20 protein-coding genes are annotated in these 16,288 nt (G+C 56.9%); 6 read left to right on the plus strand and 14 right to left on the minus strand.

All coding sequences use genetic code 11. The annotated features are described in order from the left end of the window. The 9 genes from CYR52_RS00005 to fkpA form a co-directional block, all read right to left on the minus strand. Positions 1 to 164: GTP-binding protein (locus CYR52_RS00005; protein WP_241506094.1), on the minus strand; the 164-nt coding region annotated here is incomplete at its 3' end. 71 nt (positions 165 to 235) lie between these two features. Further along, positions 236 to 2,350, minus strand: a complete 2,115-nt coding sequence (gene fusA / locus CYR52_RS00010; protein ID WP_072927413.1) for an elongation factor G — start codon at positions 2,348 to 2,350, stop codon at positions 236 to 238. 96 nt (positions 2,351 to 2,446) lie between these two features. Beyond that, positions 2,447 to 2,917 (minus strand): 30S ribosomal protein S7, encoded by a 471-nt coding sequence (gene rpsG, locus CYR52_RS00015; RefSeq protein ID WP_005969574.1) that lies wholly within the window; start codon positions 2,915 to 2,917, stop codon positions 2,447 to 2,449. 96 nt (positions 2,918 to 3,013) lie between these two features. Then, positions 3,014 to 3,388, minus strand: coding sequence for a 30S ribosomal protein S12 (rpsL, locus tag CYR52_RS00020; RefSeq protein WP_072927415.1), 375 nt, complete (start codon positions 3,386 to 3,388; stop codon positions 3,014 to 3,016). A 131-nt stretch (positions 3,389 to 3,519) separates the two neighbouring features. Continuing rightward, positions 3,520 to 3,807: a sulfurtransferase complex subunit TusB gene (gene tusB, locus CYR52_RS00025; RefSeq protein ID WP_101827731.1), complete on the minus strand. Its 288-nt coding sequence runs from the start codon at positions 3,805 to 3,807 to the stop codon at positions 3,520 to 3,522. Between the two features lie 10 nt (positions 3,808 to 3,817). Continuing rightward, positions 3,818 to 4,177 (minus strand): sulfurtransferase complex subunit TusC, encoded by a 360-nt coding sequence (tusC, locus tag CYR52_RS00030; protein ID WP_101827828.1) that lies wholly within the window; start codon positions 4,175 to 4,177, stop codon positions 3,818 to 3,820. An 11-nt stretch (positions 4,178 to 4,188) separates the two neighbouring features. Then, positions 4,189 to 4,575: a sulfurtransferase complex subunit TusD gene (gene tusD, locus CYR52_RS00035; RefSeq protein ID WP_165698456.1), complete on the minus strand. Its 387-nt coding sequence runs from the start codon at positions 4,573 to 4,575 to the stop codon at positions 4,189 to 4,191. Between the two features lie 2 nt (positions 4,576 to 4,577). Next, positions 4,578 to 5,300, minus strand: coding sequence for a helix-turn-helix transcriptional regulator (locus tag CYR52_RS00040; RefSeq protein ID WP_072927421.1), 723 nt, complete (start codon positions 5,298 to 5,300; stop codon positions 4,578 to 4,580). A 252-nt stretch (positions 5,301 to 5,552) separates the two neighbouring features. Beyond that, entirely contained in the window at positions 5,553 to 6,389 is an 837-nt protein-coding gene (gene fkpA / locus CYR52_RS00045; RefSeq protein ID WP_101827733.1) for an FKBP-type peptidyl-prolyl cis-trans isomerase, read from the minus strand. Positions 6,390 to 6,657: 268 nt separating this feature from the next. Between fkpA and CYR52_RS00050 the strand changes: the two genes are divergently transcribed. Then, on the plus strand, positions 6,658 to 6,876 hold the full coding sequence (locus tag CYR52_RS00050; protein ID WP_072927424.1) for a protein SlyX: 219 nt from the start codon (positions 6,658 to 6,660) through the stop codon (positions 6,874 to 6,876). 108 nt (positions 6,877 to 6,984) lie between these two features. Here CYR52_RS00050 and slyD read toward each other — a convergent pair whose 3' ends face one another. From slyD to kefG, 4 genes are all read right to left on the minus strand, one after another. After that, positions 6,985 to 7,572, minus strand: a complete 588-nt coding sequence (slyD, locus tag CYR52_RS00055; protein WP_072927426.1) for a peptidylprolyl isomerase — start codon at positions 7,570 to 7,572, stop codon at positions 6,985 to 6,987. Positions 7,573 to 7,666: 94 nt separating this feature from the next. Continuing rightward, positions 7,667 to 7,870, minus strand: a complete 204-nt coding sequence (locus CYR52_RS00060) for a YheV family putative zinc ribbon protein (protein WP_072927427.1) — start codon at positions 7,868 to 7,870, stop codon at positions 7,667 to 7,669. Between the two features lie 168 nt (positions 7,871 to 8,038). Next, positions 8,039 to 9,847, minus strand: coding sequence for a glutathione-regulated potassium-efflux system protein KefB (kefB, locus tag CYR52_RS00065; RefSeq protein WP_072927429.1), 1,809 nt, complete (start codon positions 9,845 to 9,847; stop codon positions 8,039 to 8,041). Then, positions 9,848 to 10,399, minus strand: a complete 552-nt coding sequence (gene kefG, locus CYR52_RS00070; protein ID WP_072927878.1) for a glutathione-regulated potassium-efflux system ancillary protein KefG — start codon at positions 10,397 to 10,399, stop codon at positions 9,848 to 9,850. It lies immediately after the preceding gene. A gap of 145 nt (positions 10,400 to 10,544) precedes the next feature. On the opposite strand from kefG, the gene CYR52_RS00075 reads away from it, so the two are divergent. The 4 genes from CYR52_RS00075 (at position 10,545) to CYR52_RS00090 (ending at position 14,824) form a co-directional block, all read left to right on the plus strand. Further along, complete coding sequence (locus tag CYR52_RS00075; protein ID WP_072927430.1) at positions 10,545 to 12,449, plus strand: ABC transporter ATP-binding protein; 1,905 nt, start codon at positions 10,545 to 10,547, stop codon at positions 12,447 to 12,449. 172 nt (positions 12,450 to 12,621) lie between these two features. Next, entirely contained in the window at positions 12,622 to 13,605 is a 984-nt protein-coding gene (locus CYR52_RS00080) for a hydrolase (RefSeq protein ID WP_101827735.1), read from the plus strand. Next, positions 13,602 to 13,838 (plus strand): YheU family protein, encoded by a 237-nt coding sequence (locus CYR52_RS00085; protein ID WP_072927434.1) that lies wholly within the window; start codon positions 13,602 to 13,604, stop codon positions 13,836 to 13,838. The genes CYR52_RS00080 and CYR52_RS00085 overlap by 4 nt, the downstream gene beginning before the upstream one ends. 116 nt (positions 13,839 to 13,954) lie before the next feature. Beyond that, positions 13,955 to 14,824 (plus strand): phosphoribulokinase, encoded by an 870-nt coding sequence (locus CYR52_RS00090; RefSeq protein WP_072927435.1) that lies wholly within the window; start codon positions 13,955 to 13,957, stop codon positions 14,822 to 14,824. A gap of 31 nt (positions 14,825 to 14,855) precedes the next feature. Here CYR52_RS00090 and CYR52_RS00095 read toward each other — a convergent pair whose 3' ends face one another. Then, complete coding sequence (locus tag CYR52_RS00095; protein WP_101827736.1) at positions 14,856 to 15,263, minus strand: OsmC family protein; 408 nt, start codon at positions 15,261 to 15,263, stop codon at positions 14,856 to 14,858. A gap of 331 nt (positions 15,264 to 15,594) precedes the next feature. Here CYR52_RS00095 and crp point away from each other — a divergent pair, with 331 nt between their 5' ends. Then, entirely contained in the window at positions 15,595 to 16,227 is a 633-nt protein-coding gene (gene crp, locus CYR52_RS00100; protein WP_000242758.1) for a cAMP-activated global transcriptional regulator CRP, read from the plus strand. The last annotated feature ends 61 nt before the right edge of the window (positions 16,228 to 16,288 follow it).

The following is a 16,288-nucleotide window of genomic DNA, read 5'->3' on the forward strand; positions in this document are numbered from 1 at the left end:
TCCGGTGCGTTATCGATCTGGTCGAAAGCACGCGCCTGGCCACCGAATTTCTTAGCCAGTACGTTGGTGATTGCAGCAGTCAGGGTAGTTTTACCGTGGTCAACGTGGCCGATAGTACCAACGTTAACGTGCGGTTTTTTACGTTCAAATTTTTCTTTAGACACGGCTATATTCCTTAATCTTGTGCTCCCCCCTATTGGAGAGAGCACGGGATCATTGTGTTAAACCCGAAGGCTTATTTACCACGGGCTTCGATAACGGCCTGAGCGACGTTGTTCGGTGCATCATCATACTTCAGGAATTCCATGGTGTATGATGCGCGACCTTTGGTCAGAGAACGCAGCTGAGTTGCATATCCGAACATTTCAGACAGCGGCACTTCAGCGTGGATCTTAACGCCAGTCACTTCGGATTCCTGACCGCGCAGCATACCGCGACGACGGCTCAAGTCACCGATAACGTCACCGGTGTTCTCTTCCGGCGTTTCTACCTCAACCTTCATGATTGGCTCAAGCAGAACTGGTTTAGCTTTTTTGAAGCCATCTTTAAACGCTAAAGAGGCAGCCAGTTTAAACGCCAGTTCAGAGGAGTCAACGTCATGGTAAGAACCGAAGTGCAGACGGATACCCATGTCAACAACCGGGTAGCCAGCCAGCGGACCGGCTTTCAGCTGCTCCTGGATGCCTTTATCAACGGCAGGGATGTATTCACCAGGAATTACACCACCTTTGATGTCGTTGACGAACTCGTAGCCTTTCGGGTTGGAACCCGGCTCCAGCGGGTACATGTCGATAACAACATGACCATACTGACCACGACCACCAGACTGCTTGGCGTGTTTACCTTCGATATCGGTAACTTTCGCACGAATCGCTTCGCGGTAAGCAACCTGAGGTTTACCCACGTTAGCTTCAACGTTGAATTCACGCTTCATGCGGTCAACGATGATGTCGAGGTGCAGCTCACCCATACCAGCGATGATGGTCTGGTTAGATTCTTCGTCAGTCCATACGCGGAAGGACGGGTCTTCTTTCGCCAGACGGCCCAGAGCCAGACCCATTTTTTCCTGGTCAGCTTTGGTTTTCGGTTCTACGGCGATGGAGATTACCGGCTCAGGGAATTCCATACGCTCCAGAATGATCGGCGACTCTGGGTCACACAGGGTGTCACCAGTAGTTACGTCTTTCAGACCGATAGCAGCAGCGATGTCGCCTGCGCGAACTTCTTTGATCTCTTCACGTTTGTTAGCGTGCATCTGAACGATACGACCGAAACGCTCACGTGCAGCTTTCACGGAGTTCAGTACGGTATCACCAGAGTTAACCACACCGGAGTACACGCGGAAGAAGGTCAGGTTACCCACGAACGGGTCGGTAGCAATTTTGAATGCCAGAGCAGCAAACGGCTCATCATCGCTAGCGTGACGCTCAGCCGGGGTGTCTTTACCGTCGTCCAGCATGCCGTTGATGGCAGGAACGTCGGTCGGTGCCGGCAGGTAGTCAACTACCGCATCCAGCATCGCCTGAACACCTTTGTTCTTGAACGCAGAACCACAGGTAACCAGAATGATTTCGTTGTTCAGCACGCGCTGACGCAGAGCGGTTTTGATCTCTTCCTCGGTCAGCTCTTCGCCGCCCAGGTATTTTTCCATCAGCTCTTCAGATGCTTCAGCTGCGGATTCGATCAGGTTCTGATGCCACTCTTCAGCCAGTTCCTGCATGTCGGCCGGGATGTCTTCGTATTCGAAGGTCACGCCCTGGTCTTCATCGTTCCAGTTGATGGCTTTCATTTTCACCAGGTCAACAACACCGGTGAATTTCTCTTCAGCACCAATAGCCAGCTGCAGCGGAACCGGAGTCGCGCCCAGACGGGTTTTGATCTGGCCTACAACTTTCAGGAAGTTGGCGCCCATGCGGTCCATTTTGTTAACGAACGCGATGCGCGGAACTTTGTATTTGTTAGCCTGACGCCATACGGTCTCAGACTGCGGCTGAACACCACCAACCGCACAGTAAACCATTACTGCACCGTCGAGCACACGCATGGAGCGTTCTACTTCGATGGTGAAGTCAACGTGTCCCGGGGTGTCGATGATGTTGATACGGTGAGCATCAAATTGCTTCGCCATACCAGACCAGAAAGCCGTGGTTGCAGCAGAAGTAATGGTAATACCACGCTCCTGCTCCTGAGCCATCCAGTCCATGGTGGCGGCGCCGTCGTGAACTTCACCGATTTTGTGGTTTACACCGGTGTAGAACAGGATACGTTCGGTAGTCGTGGTCTTACCGGCGTCGATGTGAGCACTGATACCGATGTTACGATAGCGTGCAATGGGTGTTGTACGAGCCATTTGATTCCTCTATCACTAGGACGTTCAAGTTCAGTTAACCCAAGCGGGTTGGCTTCTTGAAGCGCCCGCTTGGTTAGCATAACTACGGCGTGGTGATTACCAGCGGTAGTGGGCGAACGCCTTGTTGGCTTCTGCCATACGGTGAACGTCTTCACGTTTCTTAACAGCAGTACCTTTGTTCTCTGCTGCATCAGAAAGTTCGTTCGCCAGGCGGAGAGCCATGGATTTATCACCGCGTTTACGAGCAGCTTCTACGATCCAACGCATTGCCAGGGCATTACGACGAACCGGACGGACTTCAACTGGTACCTGATAAGTAGAACCACCAACGCGACGGGACTTAACTTCTACAGTCGGGCGCACGTTGTCCAGAGCTACTTCGAAAGCTTCCAGATGGCCTTTACCAGAACGCTGAGCCAGGGTCTCCAGCGCGGTATAGACGATTGCTTCAGCAGTAGATTTCTTACCATCTACCATCAGGATATTTACAAATTTGGCCAGCAGCTCAGATCCGAACTTAGGATCCGGCAGAATTTTACGTTGACCAATGACGCGACGACGTGGCATGGAATTACTCCGTTGTTAATTCAGGATTGTCCAAAACTCTACGAGTTTATTTTGACATTAAAGTGAAAATGTTTGGCCTTACTTAACGGAGAACCATTAAGACTTCGGCTTCTTAACGCCGTACTTAGAACGAGCTTGCTTACGGTCTTTAACGCCGGAGCAGTCAAGTGCGCCGCGCACGGTGTGGTAACGCACACCTGGCAGGTCTTTTACACGACCGCCACGGATCAGGATCACGGAGTGTTCCTGCAGGTTGTGACCTTCACCGCCGATGTAGGAGGTGACTTCAAAACCGTTGGTCAGACGAACACGGCATACTTTACGCAGTGCGGAGTTCGGTTTTTTCGGGGTAGTGGTATATACGCGGGTGCATACGCCACGTTTCTGCGGGCAGGCTTCCAGCGCCGGAACGTTGCTTTTCGCAGCCTTCACAGAGCGTGGTTTGCGTACCAGCTGGTTAATCGTTGCCATTAAAAAAGCTCCTGGGTTTGCTTCGTAAACACGTAATAAATCGCCTCGTATGCGGATAGGCAAAGTACGAGGACGCAGAATTTTATGGCTGACCATGAAAGGTGTCAAGAAATATACAGCGCCAGCTGTAATTACCCTGCGACGTGTTGTGCGTGCTTTACGGTCAGCGTAACGAAAGTAGTATAACCGATCAGCGTGATTTTGTCTGAAATTTGAGCAGTCAGCCCGCGGGCTTCCACATCCTCTTTCAGCGCATAAAGAGAGATGGGGGCAGCCAACAGCCAATCAAGGGCCGCGCTGCCTTTTAAGCCGGCCAGCACACCATCCTGCATCAGCAACAGGTCATCGCCCTGCCCCGCCAGGCGCAGCAACGCAGGCAGGTCAGATTGAAAAGGGGATTGGGAAAGCGTAAACAGCATGGGGTACCTGTTAAAAAGTCATGACGGCATCAAAACCGGCCAGCCGCTTACGCAGTGCCTCCGGGGCCAGCACCTCGGCATCGAGTACCCAGTCCAGATCAACCGGCAGGCCACGTGCCTGAAGGGAGGCCTCACACAGGTAACACTGTTCCACGTCATAAAGCGGCAGGACACCAAAGGTCGCGATGTAATTACGGGCCAGAATTTTTTCCGGGGTTTGATGGGGAAGCAGTTGCAATACACCGTCCCCCACAAAAAACACCCCTACCTGCTCGCTGAGCGCAGAGGTGGCCAGCAGGGCATCCAACCCCTCGCGGCCTGCAGAGGTGCCATGTGGCCCGCGGGTAAAGACAAACGCCACACGTTTCATATTTTCGTCCATCAGAATTGCACCAGCCGGTCACAGCTCAGCGCGGCTTCCGCCAATGCGCCCAGGCCGCTCAGGGTAAACCCGGCCTGCAGGTTGGCCTGTCCCAGCGCGAGTTGCTGTGCTTCATGGTCGTCAGTGACGCCACGGCGCAATGCCGCCGCCACACAGACATTCAAGGCAACCTGATGTTCTGCGGCCAGTTGCTGCCAGGCACGCACCAGGTCAAATTCATCACCGGCCGGTGCCGTGAGCTGGTTGGCATTCAACACGCCTTCCCGATAAAAGAACACGCTTTCCAGCCGGTGCCCTTCGGCCAGCAGCGCCTGCGCAAATTGCCAGGCAGAGCTGGCTTGCTGTGTCCCGTAAGCCGGGCCGGTGACCAGTAAGGCATAACGCAGCATCAGCGGTCATTGCCCAGCAGGTCACCGCTCTTAAATTGGCGGATATAGAGATAAACCGTATGTTTGGAGATATTGAGCCGGTCGGCCACCTGGTTAATGGCGTCTTTGATGTCAAAAATCCCCTTCTCATACAGGTTCAAAACCACCTGCCGGTTTTTGGCGTTGTTGGAGACGTTGCGATCGGCGTTGACCTCTTCGATGGTGAACTCCAGCGTCTGCGCGACCAAATCGTCCACTGACGACGCAAAGTTGACCGACGAACCGACTTCCTGCGCCTCCGGCGGCATAAAGGTCTGCATAATCTGGGAGAACGGCACATCCAGGTTCATGTTGATGCACAACAGCCCGATAACCCGCTGCTCCTGGTTGCGGATGGCAATGGTCACTGATTTCATCAGCACGCCGCTTTTTGCCCGCGTAAAATAGGCATTGGAGACGCTGCTGTCGGCGCCGGCCATGTCATGCAACATCCGCAGAGCCAGATCGGTAATCGGTGAGCCGATCTTACGGCCGGTGTGTTCACCGTTGGCGATCCTGACCGCTGAGCACTTCAGATCTTCCAGCGAGTGCAGGACAATTTCGCAATGCGAACCGATCAGCATCGCCAGCCCGTCTACCACCGCTTCATAAGATTTCAGAATTTCATAATCGGTGGCGGTAAAAGGGCGTTGTTCCAGCAGATCAAGGTCGCTGGTTTCGCCAGGTAAGAGCGAATTAGACATCGGAGATACCATCCTCTGTGTAGAGAGCCTACCCGGCTTCCCGCCGGCAGGCTCATCACGCAATATCTTTAGGCCGTCAGTCTAGCAAATCTGCGGGAGTAACGACGCCGGAATTGCTAAAGACGTTATGCCTGTGGGCGAAAGGCGTCAAGTTATCCACATCAGCCCGGTGTGATGAGGCGTGAGACCAGGGAAAAGGCATAAAAAAACCGCCGCCCGGAGGCAGCGGTTTTCAGCAGAAACCAGGGCGGGTTATTGCCCTTTGGCGCCCGCGTCAGCAGCGTCAGCCGGTTTTTCTGCTTTCGCATCCCCTTTCGGCGCAGCTTTCACATCCAGCAGTTCAACATTGAACACCAGCGTGGAGTTAGCCGGGATACCCGGGACACCGGTTTTACCGTAAGCCAGTTCCGGCGGGATGACCAGGGTGATCTTGCCGCCTTTTTTGATGTGTTTCAGGCCTTCGGTCCAGCCTGGGATAACGCCGTCCAGACGGAAGGAGAGCGGCTCACCACGGGTATAGGAGTTATCGAACTCCGTGCCGTCGGTCAGGGTGCCCTTGTAGTTCACCACGACAGTGTCGCTGTCTTTCGGCGTATCACCGGTACCAGGTTTCTCTACCTGGTACAGCAGGCCGGATTCTGTTTTCTTCACGCCTTTTTCTTTGGCGAACTTATCGCGGTATGCCTGGCCTTTGGCCGCATTTTCCTGCGCGTCTTTTTCCATCTTCGCCTGAGCAGACGCTTTTACGCGCGCTTCAAAGGCTTGCAGGGTCTGTTCAATTTCCTGGTCAGAGAGTTTGCTCTTGTCGGCAAACGCATCCTGAACACCGGAGATCAGCTGCTCTTTGTCCAGCTTGATGCCCAGCTTCTCTTGCTCTTTCAGGGAGTTATCCATGTAACGGCCCAGGGAGGCACCCAGCGCATACGCGGATTGCTGATCTTCATTTTTGAAGGCGCTGTTAACGGCCGGGGCGGCCGCGGCGGCGGTAGTCTCTGCTGCTTTAGCCGTATCCGCCGCCATCACCTGAGTGGCGCTCAATGCCATTGCCATTGTTGTTGCCAACAAGGTTACGTTAAAAAGTGATTTCATCCATTTCTCCAATGGCTTAGGGGGTATGGCCCCAAGCAACGATTACAAAATTTCTCTGGCTACTATAACTGTCTGCGCGGCGGCAAAACAATCTCTATACTCACCAAATGCGTTATATTCCGACCCTGATTCCCCCAGGAAGTTTCGTTTCCGGTGAATTCATCGTGTTACCGCCGGGCGAGACACCAAGCAATCCGCGGACAATGCAGGTAGAATCCTGCTTCTTACCCCGATCCGCCGGACCGGCGAATGACAGAGGACAGCAAGTATGGATCAGAACGCCTTCGAACAACGGTTAGACATGCTGGAAAGCCGCCTGGCCTTTCAGGAAGTGACGATCGAGGAGCTGAATCTGATTGTGACAGAACACCAGCTTGAGATGAGTAAACTTCAGGACCGCCTGCGCCTGCTGACGGAAAAACTGCGCGCGGCACAGCCTTCAGCGGTTGCGCATCCGTCGGAAGAGACCCCGCCGCCGCATTATTGAGGGGACGCCGGTCGAAAAACGCCAGGCTCCGCGCATAAAAAAGGCTGCCTCAGGCAGCCTTTTTTGTGGCACGCGCTCAGGGTGACGAGCGCTTATTGGTGCCGGTGCTTAGTGGCAGCCACAGCCGCCGTTACCGCATCCGCCTTTACCATGATCATGGTCGTGATCGTGGTCATGGCCGTGACCGCCGCAGCAGCCGTCGCCGTGGTCATGGCCGTGGTGGTGGTCGTGCTCGCCGTGAACGTGGCCGTGGGCCAGTTCTTCTTCGGTCGCTTCACGAATCGCCACAACTTCAACGTTGAAGTTCAGGTTCTGACCAGCCAGCATGTGGTTACCGTCAACGGTCACGTGGTCGTCTTCCACATCGGTGATTTCAACCGGGACCTGACCCTGATCGGTATCCGCCATAAAACGCATCCCTACCTGCAGTTCGTCAACGCCCATGAAGACGTCTTTCGGTACACGCTGCACCAGGTTTTCGTCATAGTTACCGTAGGCTTCGTTCGCGCCGACATGCACGTCGAAACGATCGCCGACGTCATGACCTTCCAGCGCGTTTTCCAGACCTGCGATCAGGGAACCGTGACCGTGCAGATAGTCCAGCGGCGCACTCACCGGAGACTCATCAACCAACACACCGTCTTCTGTACGTACCTGGTAAGCCAGGCTGACCACCAGGTCTTTTGCAACTTTCATGATATCTCCTACCGTTGGAAAGCAAATTGGCGCAGATTGTAGCGGAAATCTGCGGCGCTGTACTCATCAGCATAAAAAAACGCGTCGCGACACCCTACTCAGGATGGAAAATACCGATAACCTGTTCTTGCGGGCGCACATGCTGCTTAACCTGTTCTTCCGTCTGACGCTGATGATGGCCGCATTTGACACACTCCACCACTTCCACCTGATCCTCGCGCCATAACATCAGGCTGTCCAGCGCCTTACACTGCGGGCAAACGGCCCCGGCAATGAAGCGCTTACGTGTTGCTGACATGCTGTTGACTCCAGAATAAACCGCCATACTTCCGGTCTGTCTGACTATCCGGATGCACCTCGGCCGGAAAAGGTTCTTTCCAATGAAATAAAGCACCGGACGTCACGCCCGGCGCTTCGCACTGACTACCAGTCTAGAACGGATAGGCGCACACCTCAATCCGTGTGGCTATTCATGTTCATCCCAGCCATCCCGCTGGCGGCGTTCATTATGCATCTCACGTTCAAAAATATCCTCCAGCTCACGCCGTGCCTCGCGGATGCGGGAGATTTGCGCCACCTCGCCCTGGCGCTGCGGCACCAGCTCGCGCAACATGCGCATATCCAGCCGCCGGAAATGCTGCTGCGCACGGTAGGCCTGATGCGGGTGCATCCCTAAAGTAGTCAATGCTTTACGGCCCAGCTCCAGCGCGCTGGAAAAGGTTTCACGCGAGAAGTTCGCCACCCCGGCCTGTAACAGTTCATGGGCTTCCACACGGCCGCGGGCGCGCGCCAGAATCTCCAGGTCAGGGAAATATTGCTGGCATAAACGCACGATCGCCATCGTGTCTTCCGGGTCGTTACAGGTGATCACTATCGAGCGCGCTTTCCCGGCACCGGCGGCGCGCAGCAGTTCCAGTTCGGTGGCATCGCCGTAGTAGACGTGATAGCCGTAGCTGCGCATCAGGCTGACGGCGCTGATGTCCCGCTCCAGCACGGTAATGCGCATTTTATTGGCGATCAGCAAACGGCCAATCACCTGCCCAAAGCGCCCGAAGCCCACCACAATCACCTGGGGATCGTCATCTTCCACATGGTGTTGTTCATCCTGCTCCTCCTGCGCGTTATAGCGCCGGGCCAGCAGGCGATCGATGTTCTGCATCAGCAGCGGTGTGGTCATCATTGACAGCGTCACCACCACCAGCAGCAGCGCCAGCTGGTCGGACGAAATCACCCGCTGCGCGGCGGCAGCCGAGAAAATCACAAACGCGAATTCACCGCCCTGGCTCAGCACCCCGGCAAATTGCAGCCTGACCGAGCGGCCAAGGCCAAACCCCCTGGCCAGCGCATACAGGATGCTGCTTTTCACCAGCACCAGCAGCGCGACGCCAATCAGCACCTGCACCACATGGGTGTAAAATACGCCCAGATTGAGCGCCATCCCTACCGAGATAAAGAACAGGCCGAGCAGCAGCCCTTTGAACGGCTCAATGGCAATCTCCAGCTCATGCTGGTATTCGCTCTCTGCCAGCAGCACCCCGGCGATAAACGTGCCGAGCGCCATCGAAAAGCCCAGCGCATCCATAAACAGCGCAGCGCCCAGCACCGTCAGCAGCGCCGCGGCGGTAAAGACTTCACGTACCTTGGCCGCCACAATAAACCGCAACAGCGGCCGCAGCAGGTATCGCCCGCCGATCAGCATCCCGCCAAACGCCGCGGTTTTCATGGCAATCCGGCTCCAGTCATACTCCCCTTCCCCGGCACCGGCCAGCAACGGGATCAACGCCAGCGCAGGGATCACCGCCATATCCTGGAACAGCAGCACCGAGAAGCCGAGCTGGCCGCCCTCATTGCGCTTCATGCCTTTGTCTTCCATCAGCTGCAACGCCATCGCCGTGGAAGACATCGCCAGCCCGATGCCGCCAATCACCGCCGCCTGCCAGGCAAACTGAGTAAAGTAGAGCAGTGCGCTGAGTACCGCCGCCGTCAGCAGCACCTGCCCGGCACCCACGCCAAAAATAGAGCGCCGCAATTGCCACAACTTGGCCGGGTTCAGCTCCAGCCCGATGATAAACATCAGGAACACCACGCCCAGTTCGGAGAAGTGCAGAATCTCCTCCACGTCGCGGATCACCCCAACGCCCCAAGGGCCGATGGCAATGCCCGCCAGCAGGTAGCCCAGTACCGCGCCGATCCCCAGCCGCTGGGCAATCGGTACGGCCACCACGGCGGCGAACAGGAAAATCAGTGCCGCCGTCAGTACATGCGATCCTTCCATCTAACGTCCTCCATTCGGCAGCGGCGAGCGCAGCCAGTCGGCATACGCGCTGGCGTGGCTGGCCAGCACATCCGGCGGCTGCCGGCGCGCCCAGTACACCACCATGGGTGAAAGCCAGTGCATACGGCACATGGCGGCGGTCAGCTCAAACGGCCGCAAAATGTCTGACATCGGGCAACGGTTATAGCCCTGTGCGCTATACGCACCCTCCGGCTCCCCGGTGGTGATCACCGTTCGCCAGTATTTGCCGTGCAAGGCGTTGCCGCCTGCCCCGCTGGCAAAGCCCCGTTCCAGCACACGGTCCATCCACTCTTTCAGCAGGGCCGGGCAACTGTAGGTATAGAGGGGATGCTGGAAAACGATGATGCTGTGCTCACGCAACAGCTGTTGTTCGTGATGGATATCAATAAAGAAATCGGGATAGTGCGCGTAGAGATCGTGCACGGTGACATGCCCGAGCTGCCGGGCCGGCGCCAGCAGGATGCGGTTGGCAACCGAGTCCTGCGATTCCGGGTGGGCGTAGAGCAGCAAAACCTTGGGCGGCTGCGACATCATTCCCTCCAAAGCGTCGTCAGGGTGCGGATTTTCCGTTACCATGCTCCGCAAGATTAGATCAGGACGCCTGGCGTCTGGTTACCACGCATTGTGGTCAGCTTACCGGTCGTTAATTTAACATATTCTGAACATACGGCGCTTTATGATTGTTTTCTCCTCGCTTCAAATACGACGCGGTACCAGGGTGCTGCTGGACAACGCCACCGCGACGGTCAATCCGGGCCAGAAAGTCGGGCTGGTGGGTAAAAATGGCTGCGGTAAATCTACCCTGCTTTCGTTGCTGAAAAGTGAAATGAGTGCCGACGCCGGCAGTGTCACGTTTCCCGGCAACTGGGCGCTGGCGTGGGTGAACCAGGAGACGCCGGCGCTGGATGTCCCGGCGCTGGAGTATGTGATTGACGGCGACCGCGAGTTCCGCCAACTGGAAGCGGAACTGGCCCAGGCCAACGAACGCAATGACGGCAACGCGATTGCGCTGGTCCACGGCAAACTGGACGCCATCCAGGCCTGGACGATCCAGTCACGCGCCTCCAGCCTGCTGCACGGGCTGGGCTTCTCGCAGAGCCAGCTCCAGCAACCGGTGAAGGATTTCTCCGGCGGCTGGCGGATGCGCCTGAACCTGGCGCAGGCGCTGGTGTGCCGCTCTGACCTGCTGCTGCTGGATGAGCCCACCAACCACCTGGACCTCGACGCCGTGATCTGGCTGGAGAAGTGGCTGAAAAGCTACCCCGGCACCCTGCTCCTGATCTCACACGACCGGGATTTCCTCGATCCGATCGTAGACAAAATCCTGCACATTGAGCAGCAGACGCTGAACGAATATACCGGCAACTACTCCTCGTTCGAACGCCAGCGCGCCACCAAACTGGCGCAGCAGCAGTCGCTCTACCAGAGCCAGCAGGAGAAAGTCGCGCATCTGCAAAGCTACATTGACCGTTTCCGCGCCCAGGCCACCAAAGCCAAACAGGCGCAGAGCCGCATCAAAATGCTGGAGCGCATGGAGCTTATCGCCCCGGCACATGTGGATAACCCGTTCCACTTCAGTTTCCGCGCGCCGGAGAGCCTGCCCGACCCGTTACTGCGCATGGAAAAAGTCAGTGCCGGTTATGGCGAGCGCACTATCCTGGAGTCGATCAAGCTGAATCTGGTGCCCGGCTCGCGCATCGGCCTGCTGGGGCGCAACGGTGCCGGTAAATCGACATTGATCAAGCTGCTGGCCGGTACCCTGCAACCGCAACAGGGCGAAATCGGCCTGGCAAAAGGGGTGAAGCTGGGTTATTTCGCCCAGCACCAACTGGAATTCCTGCGCGCCGATGAATCACCGCTGCAGCACCTGAGCCGGCTGGCCCCGCGTGAACTCGAGCAGCAACTGCGCGACTACCTCGGCGGTTTCGGCTTCCAGGGCGATCAGGTCACGGACAAAACCGAACGCTTCTCCGGCGGCGAAAAAGCGCGGCTGGTGCTGGCGCTGATTGTCTGGCAGCGCCCCAACCTGCTGCTGCTCGACGAACCGACCAACCACCTCGACCTTGATATGCGCCAGGCGCTGACGGAAGCGCTGATCGACTTCGAAGGCGCGCTGGTGGTGGTTTCGCATGACCGGCACCTGTTGCGCTCCACCACCGACGATCTCTACCTGGTGCATGGCGGTAAAGTTGAGCAGTTCGACGGCGATCTGGAAGATTACCAGCAATGGCTGGTGGAGCTGCAACGGCAGGAGAGCCAGCAGGATGCCCCGGCCAAAGAGGCCGGCAGCAACAGCGCACAGGCGCGTAAAGACCAGAAACGCCGCGAGGCGGAGCTGCGCAGCCAGACGCAACCGCTGCGCAAAAAATTGCTGCAACTGGAGAAGCAGATGGAGAAGCTGGGCGCAGAGCTGGCCGGCGCCGAGGCACTGTTAGGCGACACAGCCCTCTACGACCCGAGCCGCAAGGCCGAACTCACCGCCTGCCTGCAAACGCAGGCGCAGGCAAAATCTGCGCTGGAAGAGGCGGAGATGGCCTGGCTGGAGATTCAGGAGCAGCTCGAGCAGTTCGACACAGAGTAACCGGCGCGGATGCCGTACAGAGAAGCCCGGCCATGCCGGGCTTTTTTCTGCGCCGTACATCCCGGGCGCGCCTGGCCCTGCGGTTGTGCGATATGATAAACATGATCAGGCTATAGTATTTACCTGACACCAATCCTTACCGCCCCTGCTGATAAAAGAAAAACGTCACGTTATGCATGAAACCTTTCAGGCGATGCGCGGTGCCCGTAACCCGCACCTGCAAACGCTGCTGCCCCGGCTTTACCGGCGGCGCGCCCTGCTTACGCCCCACTGGCAACGGCTGGAATTGCCGGACGGTGATTTCGTCGATCTTGCCTGGAGCGAGCCACCGGAGCAGGCCGCGCACAAGCCGCGCGTCGTGCTGTTCCACGGGCTGGAAGGCAGCTTCTACAGTCCCTATGCGCATGGGCTGCTGCACGCCTGGCAACAGCGCGGCTGGCTGGGCGTGGTAATGCACTTTCGCGGGTGCAGCGGTGAAGCCAACCGTTTGAAGCGTATCTACCACTCCGGCGAAACCGAAGATGCCCGCTTCTTCCTGCGCTGGCTGGAGGAGACACACGGCCGGGTGCCGACGGCAGCGGTCGGCGTCTCCCTGGGCGGCAATATGCTGGCCTGTTACCTGGGTGAAGAGTCGGAGCGCGCGCGGCTCTGCGCGGCGGTGGTGGTCTCGGCACCGCTGATGCTGGAACCCTGCTCACTCAAGCTGGAGCAGGGCTTTTCACGCGTCTACCAGCGTTACCTGCTCGACCAGCTTAAACGCAATGCCGCGCGGAAATTGCAGGCTTACCCCGACACGCTGCCCGTCAGCCTTGAGCAGCTAAAAGCGCTGAAGCGCCTGCGTGATTTTGATGACGCCATTACCGCCCGCGCGCACGGCTTCCACAACGCGCTGGATTACTACCGCCGGTGCAGCGCCATGCCGCTGCTGCCGCGCATTACCACGCCCCTGCTGATTATTCACGCCAGGGACGATCCTTTTATGACCGACGCCGTGATCCCGGATGCCGCCCACCTGCCGGCGAATGTGGAGTACCAGCTGACCGAGCACGGCGGCCATGTGGGTTTTGTCAGCGGCAGTTTTAAGCGGCCGCAAATGTGGCTGGAACAGCGGATCCCCGCCTGGCTGGCCCCCTATTTACAGGAGCCTGAAACATGATTATTCCCTGGAAAGATCTCGACAGTGACACGCTGGATAACCTGATTGAAGCCTTTGTGCTGCGTGAAGGCACCGATTATGGCGAACATGAGCGCACGCTGGCGCAGAAAGTTGAGGATGTGCGCCGTCAGCTGAAAAGCGGCGAGGTGGTGCTGGTCTGGTCTGAGTTGCATGAGTCGGTCAATATTATGCCGCGCGGCCAGTTCCGGGGCGATGCACACGAACAGGGCTGACGTCATACGGTGGCCTGCCGGCACTGGCTGCATACGCATAATTATGATAACACTATAATTAATTATGCTGATTGCACCCTCTGCAGGCACTACCCCTTAACGGAGTTTTGAACACTATGTCAGCCAAACACCCGGTCATTGCCGTCACCGGCTCCAGCGGAGCCGGTACCACCACCACCAGCCTGGCATTTCGTAAAATTTTCCAGGAGCTGAACCTCCATGCCGCCGAACTGGAGGGCGACAGCTTCCACCGCTACACCCGGCCGGAAATGGACATGGCGATCCGCAAAGCACGCGACCTGGGGCGGCACATCAGTTACTTCGGCCCGGAAGCCAATGATTTCGGCCTGCTGGAACAATCGTTTATCCAATACGGGAAAGACGGCACCGGCCGCTCACGCAAATACCTGCACACCTACGACGAAGCGGTGCCTTACAACCAGGTGCCGGGTACGTTTACCCCGTGGCACCCGCTGCCGGAAGAGACGGACGTGCTGTTTTATGAGGGGCTGCACGGCGGCGTGGTCACGGAGTTGCATGACGTCGCCCAGCATGTTGACCTGCTGGTGGGCGTGGTACCGATCGTGAACCTGGAGTGGATCCAGAAACTGATCCGCGATACCAGCGAGCGCGGCCATTCGCGTGAAGCGGTCATGGATTCGGTGGTGCGATCGATGGAGGATTACATCAATTACATCACGCCGCAGTTCTCCCGCACCCACATCAACTTCCAGCGTGTGCCCACTGTTGACACGTCCAACCCCTTTGCCGCCAAAGCGATCCCCTCCCTGGACGAGAGTTTTGTGGTGATCCACTTCCGCGGGCTGGATTCCATCGACTTCCCTTACCTGCTGGCGATGCTTCAGGGATCATTTATTTCGCACATCAACACGCTGGTGGTGCCGGGCGGAAAAATGGGGCTGGCGATGGAGTTAATCATGGGGCCGCTGGTACAGCGGTTGCTGGAAGGGAAGAAAATCATCTGAGGCCGGGCGGCGCAAGAGCCGCCCGGTCAGATTACCCGACAGCGATAATTTCAAAACTGTGGGTGACCGCGGCGGCCTTACCCAGCATCAGCGAGACGGAGCAGTATTTCTCCGCTGACAGATTCACCGCACGCTCCACGGCTTTCTCCGTCAGCCCTTTGCCGGTCACCACAAAATGCAGGTTGATCTCCGTAAAGGTGCGCGGTGCCTCGTCACGGCGCGCCGACGTCAGGCGCACTTCGCAATCCCGCACATCATTGCGCCCTTTTTGCAGAATAGAAACCACATCAATGGCGCTGCAGCCGCCCACCGACATCAGCACCATTTCCATCGGGCTTGGCGCTTTATCACCGGCATTGCCGTCCATCAGAACCTGGTGGCCTGAGGCGGATTCGCCCATAAACGTCAGCCCTTCAACCCACTTAACCCGTGCCTGCATACGTCATTCTCCGGTTATTTTCTTAAAACAGCCTACCTTGCCGTACTAAAACAGGCAATCAGGCCGATCTTCATCATGCTGAAGCGAGACAACAGAAGACACCCGGTTCTGGCTGTGATAAAACAAACCCGAAACAAAATGTTCTGTATGGAGCAAGGTCAGGTTTTTAACGGAGCGGCGGGGCTGCCCGATGGTTCCTTTTTGGCCGTTACCTTGCAACATTATCAGACAGTTAATACTCTACAATAATGCATCTCTTTTTAAGAACGCCGTACAGGGAACTCTGAGCCCTGTGATTTTGGGCAGCGATTACAACAGAGGATAAAAGCAAATGGTTCTCGGCAAACCGCAAACAGACCCTACTCTCGAATGGTTCCTGTCTCATTGTCATATTCATAAATACCCTTCCAAAAGTACGCTGATTCACCAGGGTGAAAAAGCCGAAACGCTCTACTACATCGTAAAAGGCTCGGTCGCCGTGCTGATTAAAGATGAAGAGGGCAAAGAGATGATCCTCTCTTACCTCAACCAGGGGGATTTCATCGGTGAACTTGGCCTGTTCGAAGAGGGCCAGGAGCGCAGCGCGTGGGTACGCGCCAAAACAGCCTGTGAAGTGGCGGAGATTTCCTACAAAAAATTCCGTCAGCTGATCCAGGTTAACCCGGATATTCTGATGCGCCTCTCCTCGCAGATGGCGCGCCGCCTGCAGGTCACGTCAGAGAAAGTCGGCAATTTAGCGTTCCTGGACGTGACCGGCCGGATCGCGCAAACCTTGCTGAACCTGGCCAAGCAGCCGGATGCCATGACGCACCCGGATGGTATGCAGATCAAAATCACCCGTCAGGAAATTGGCCAGATTGTGGGATGCTCCCGCGAAACGGTTGGCCGTATCCTAAAAATGCTGGAAGATCAGAACCTGATCTCCGCCCACGGTAAGACGATTGTCGTTTACGGCACCCGTTAACCTCTCGTAAAAACGGCGCATACGCGGCCCGCCCGCGCTGCGCCGTTGTCTTTGTGAGCAC

The organism is Chimaeribacter arupi, assembly GCF_002858805.1.
GTDB lineage: Bacteria > Pseudomonadota > Gammaproteobacteria > Enterobacterales > Enterobacteriaceae > Chimaeribacter > Chimaeribacter arupi.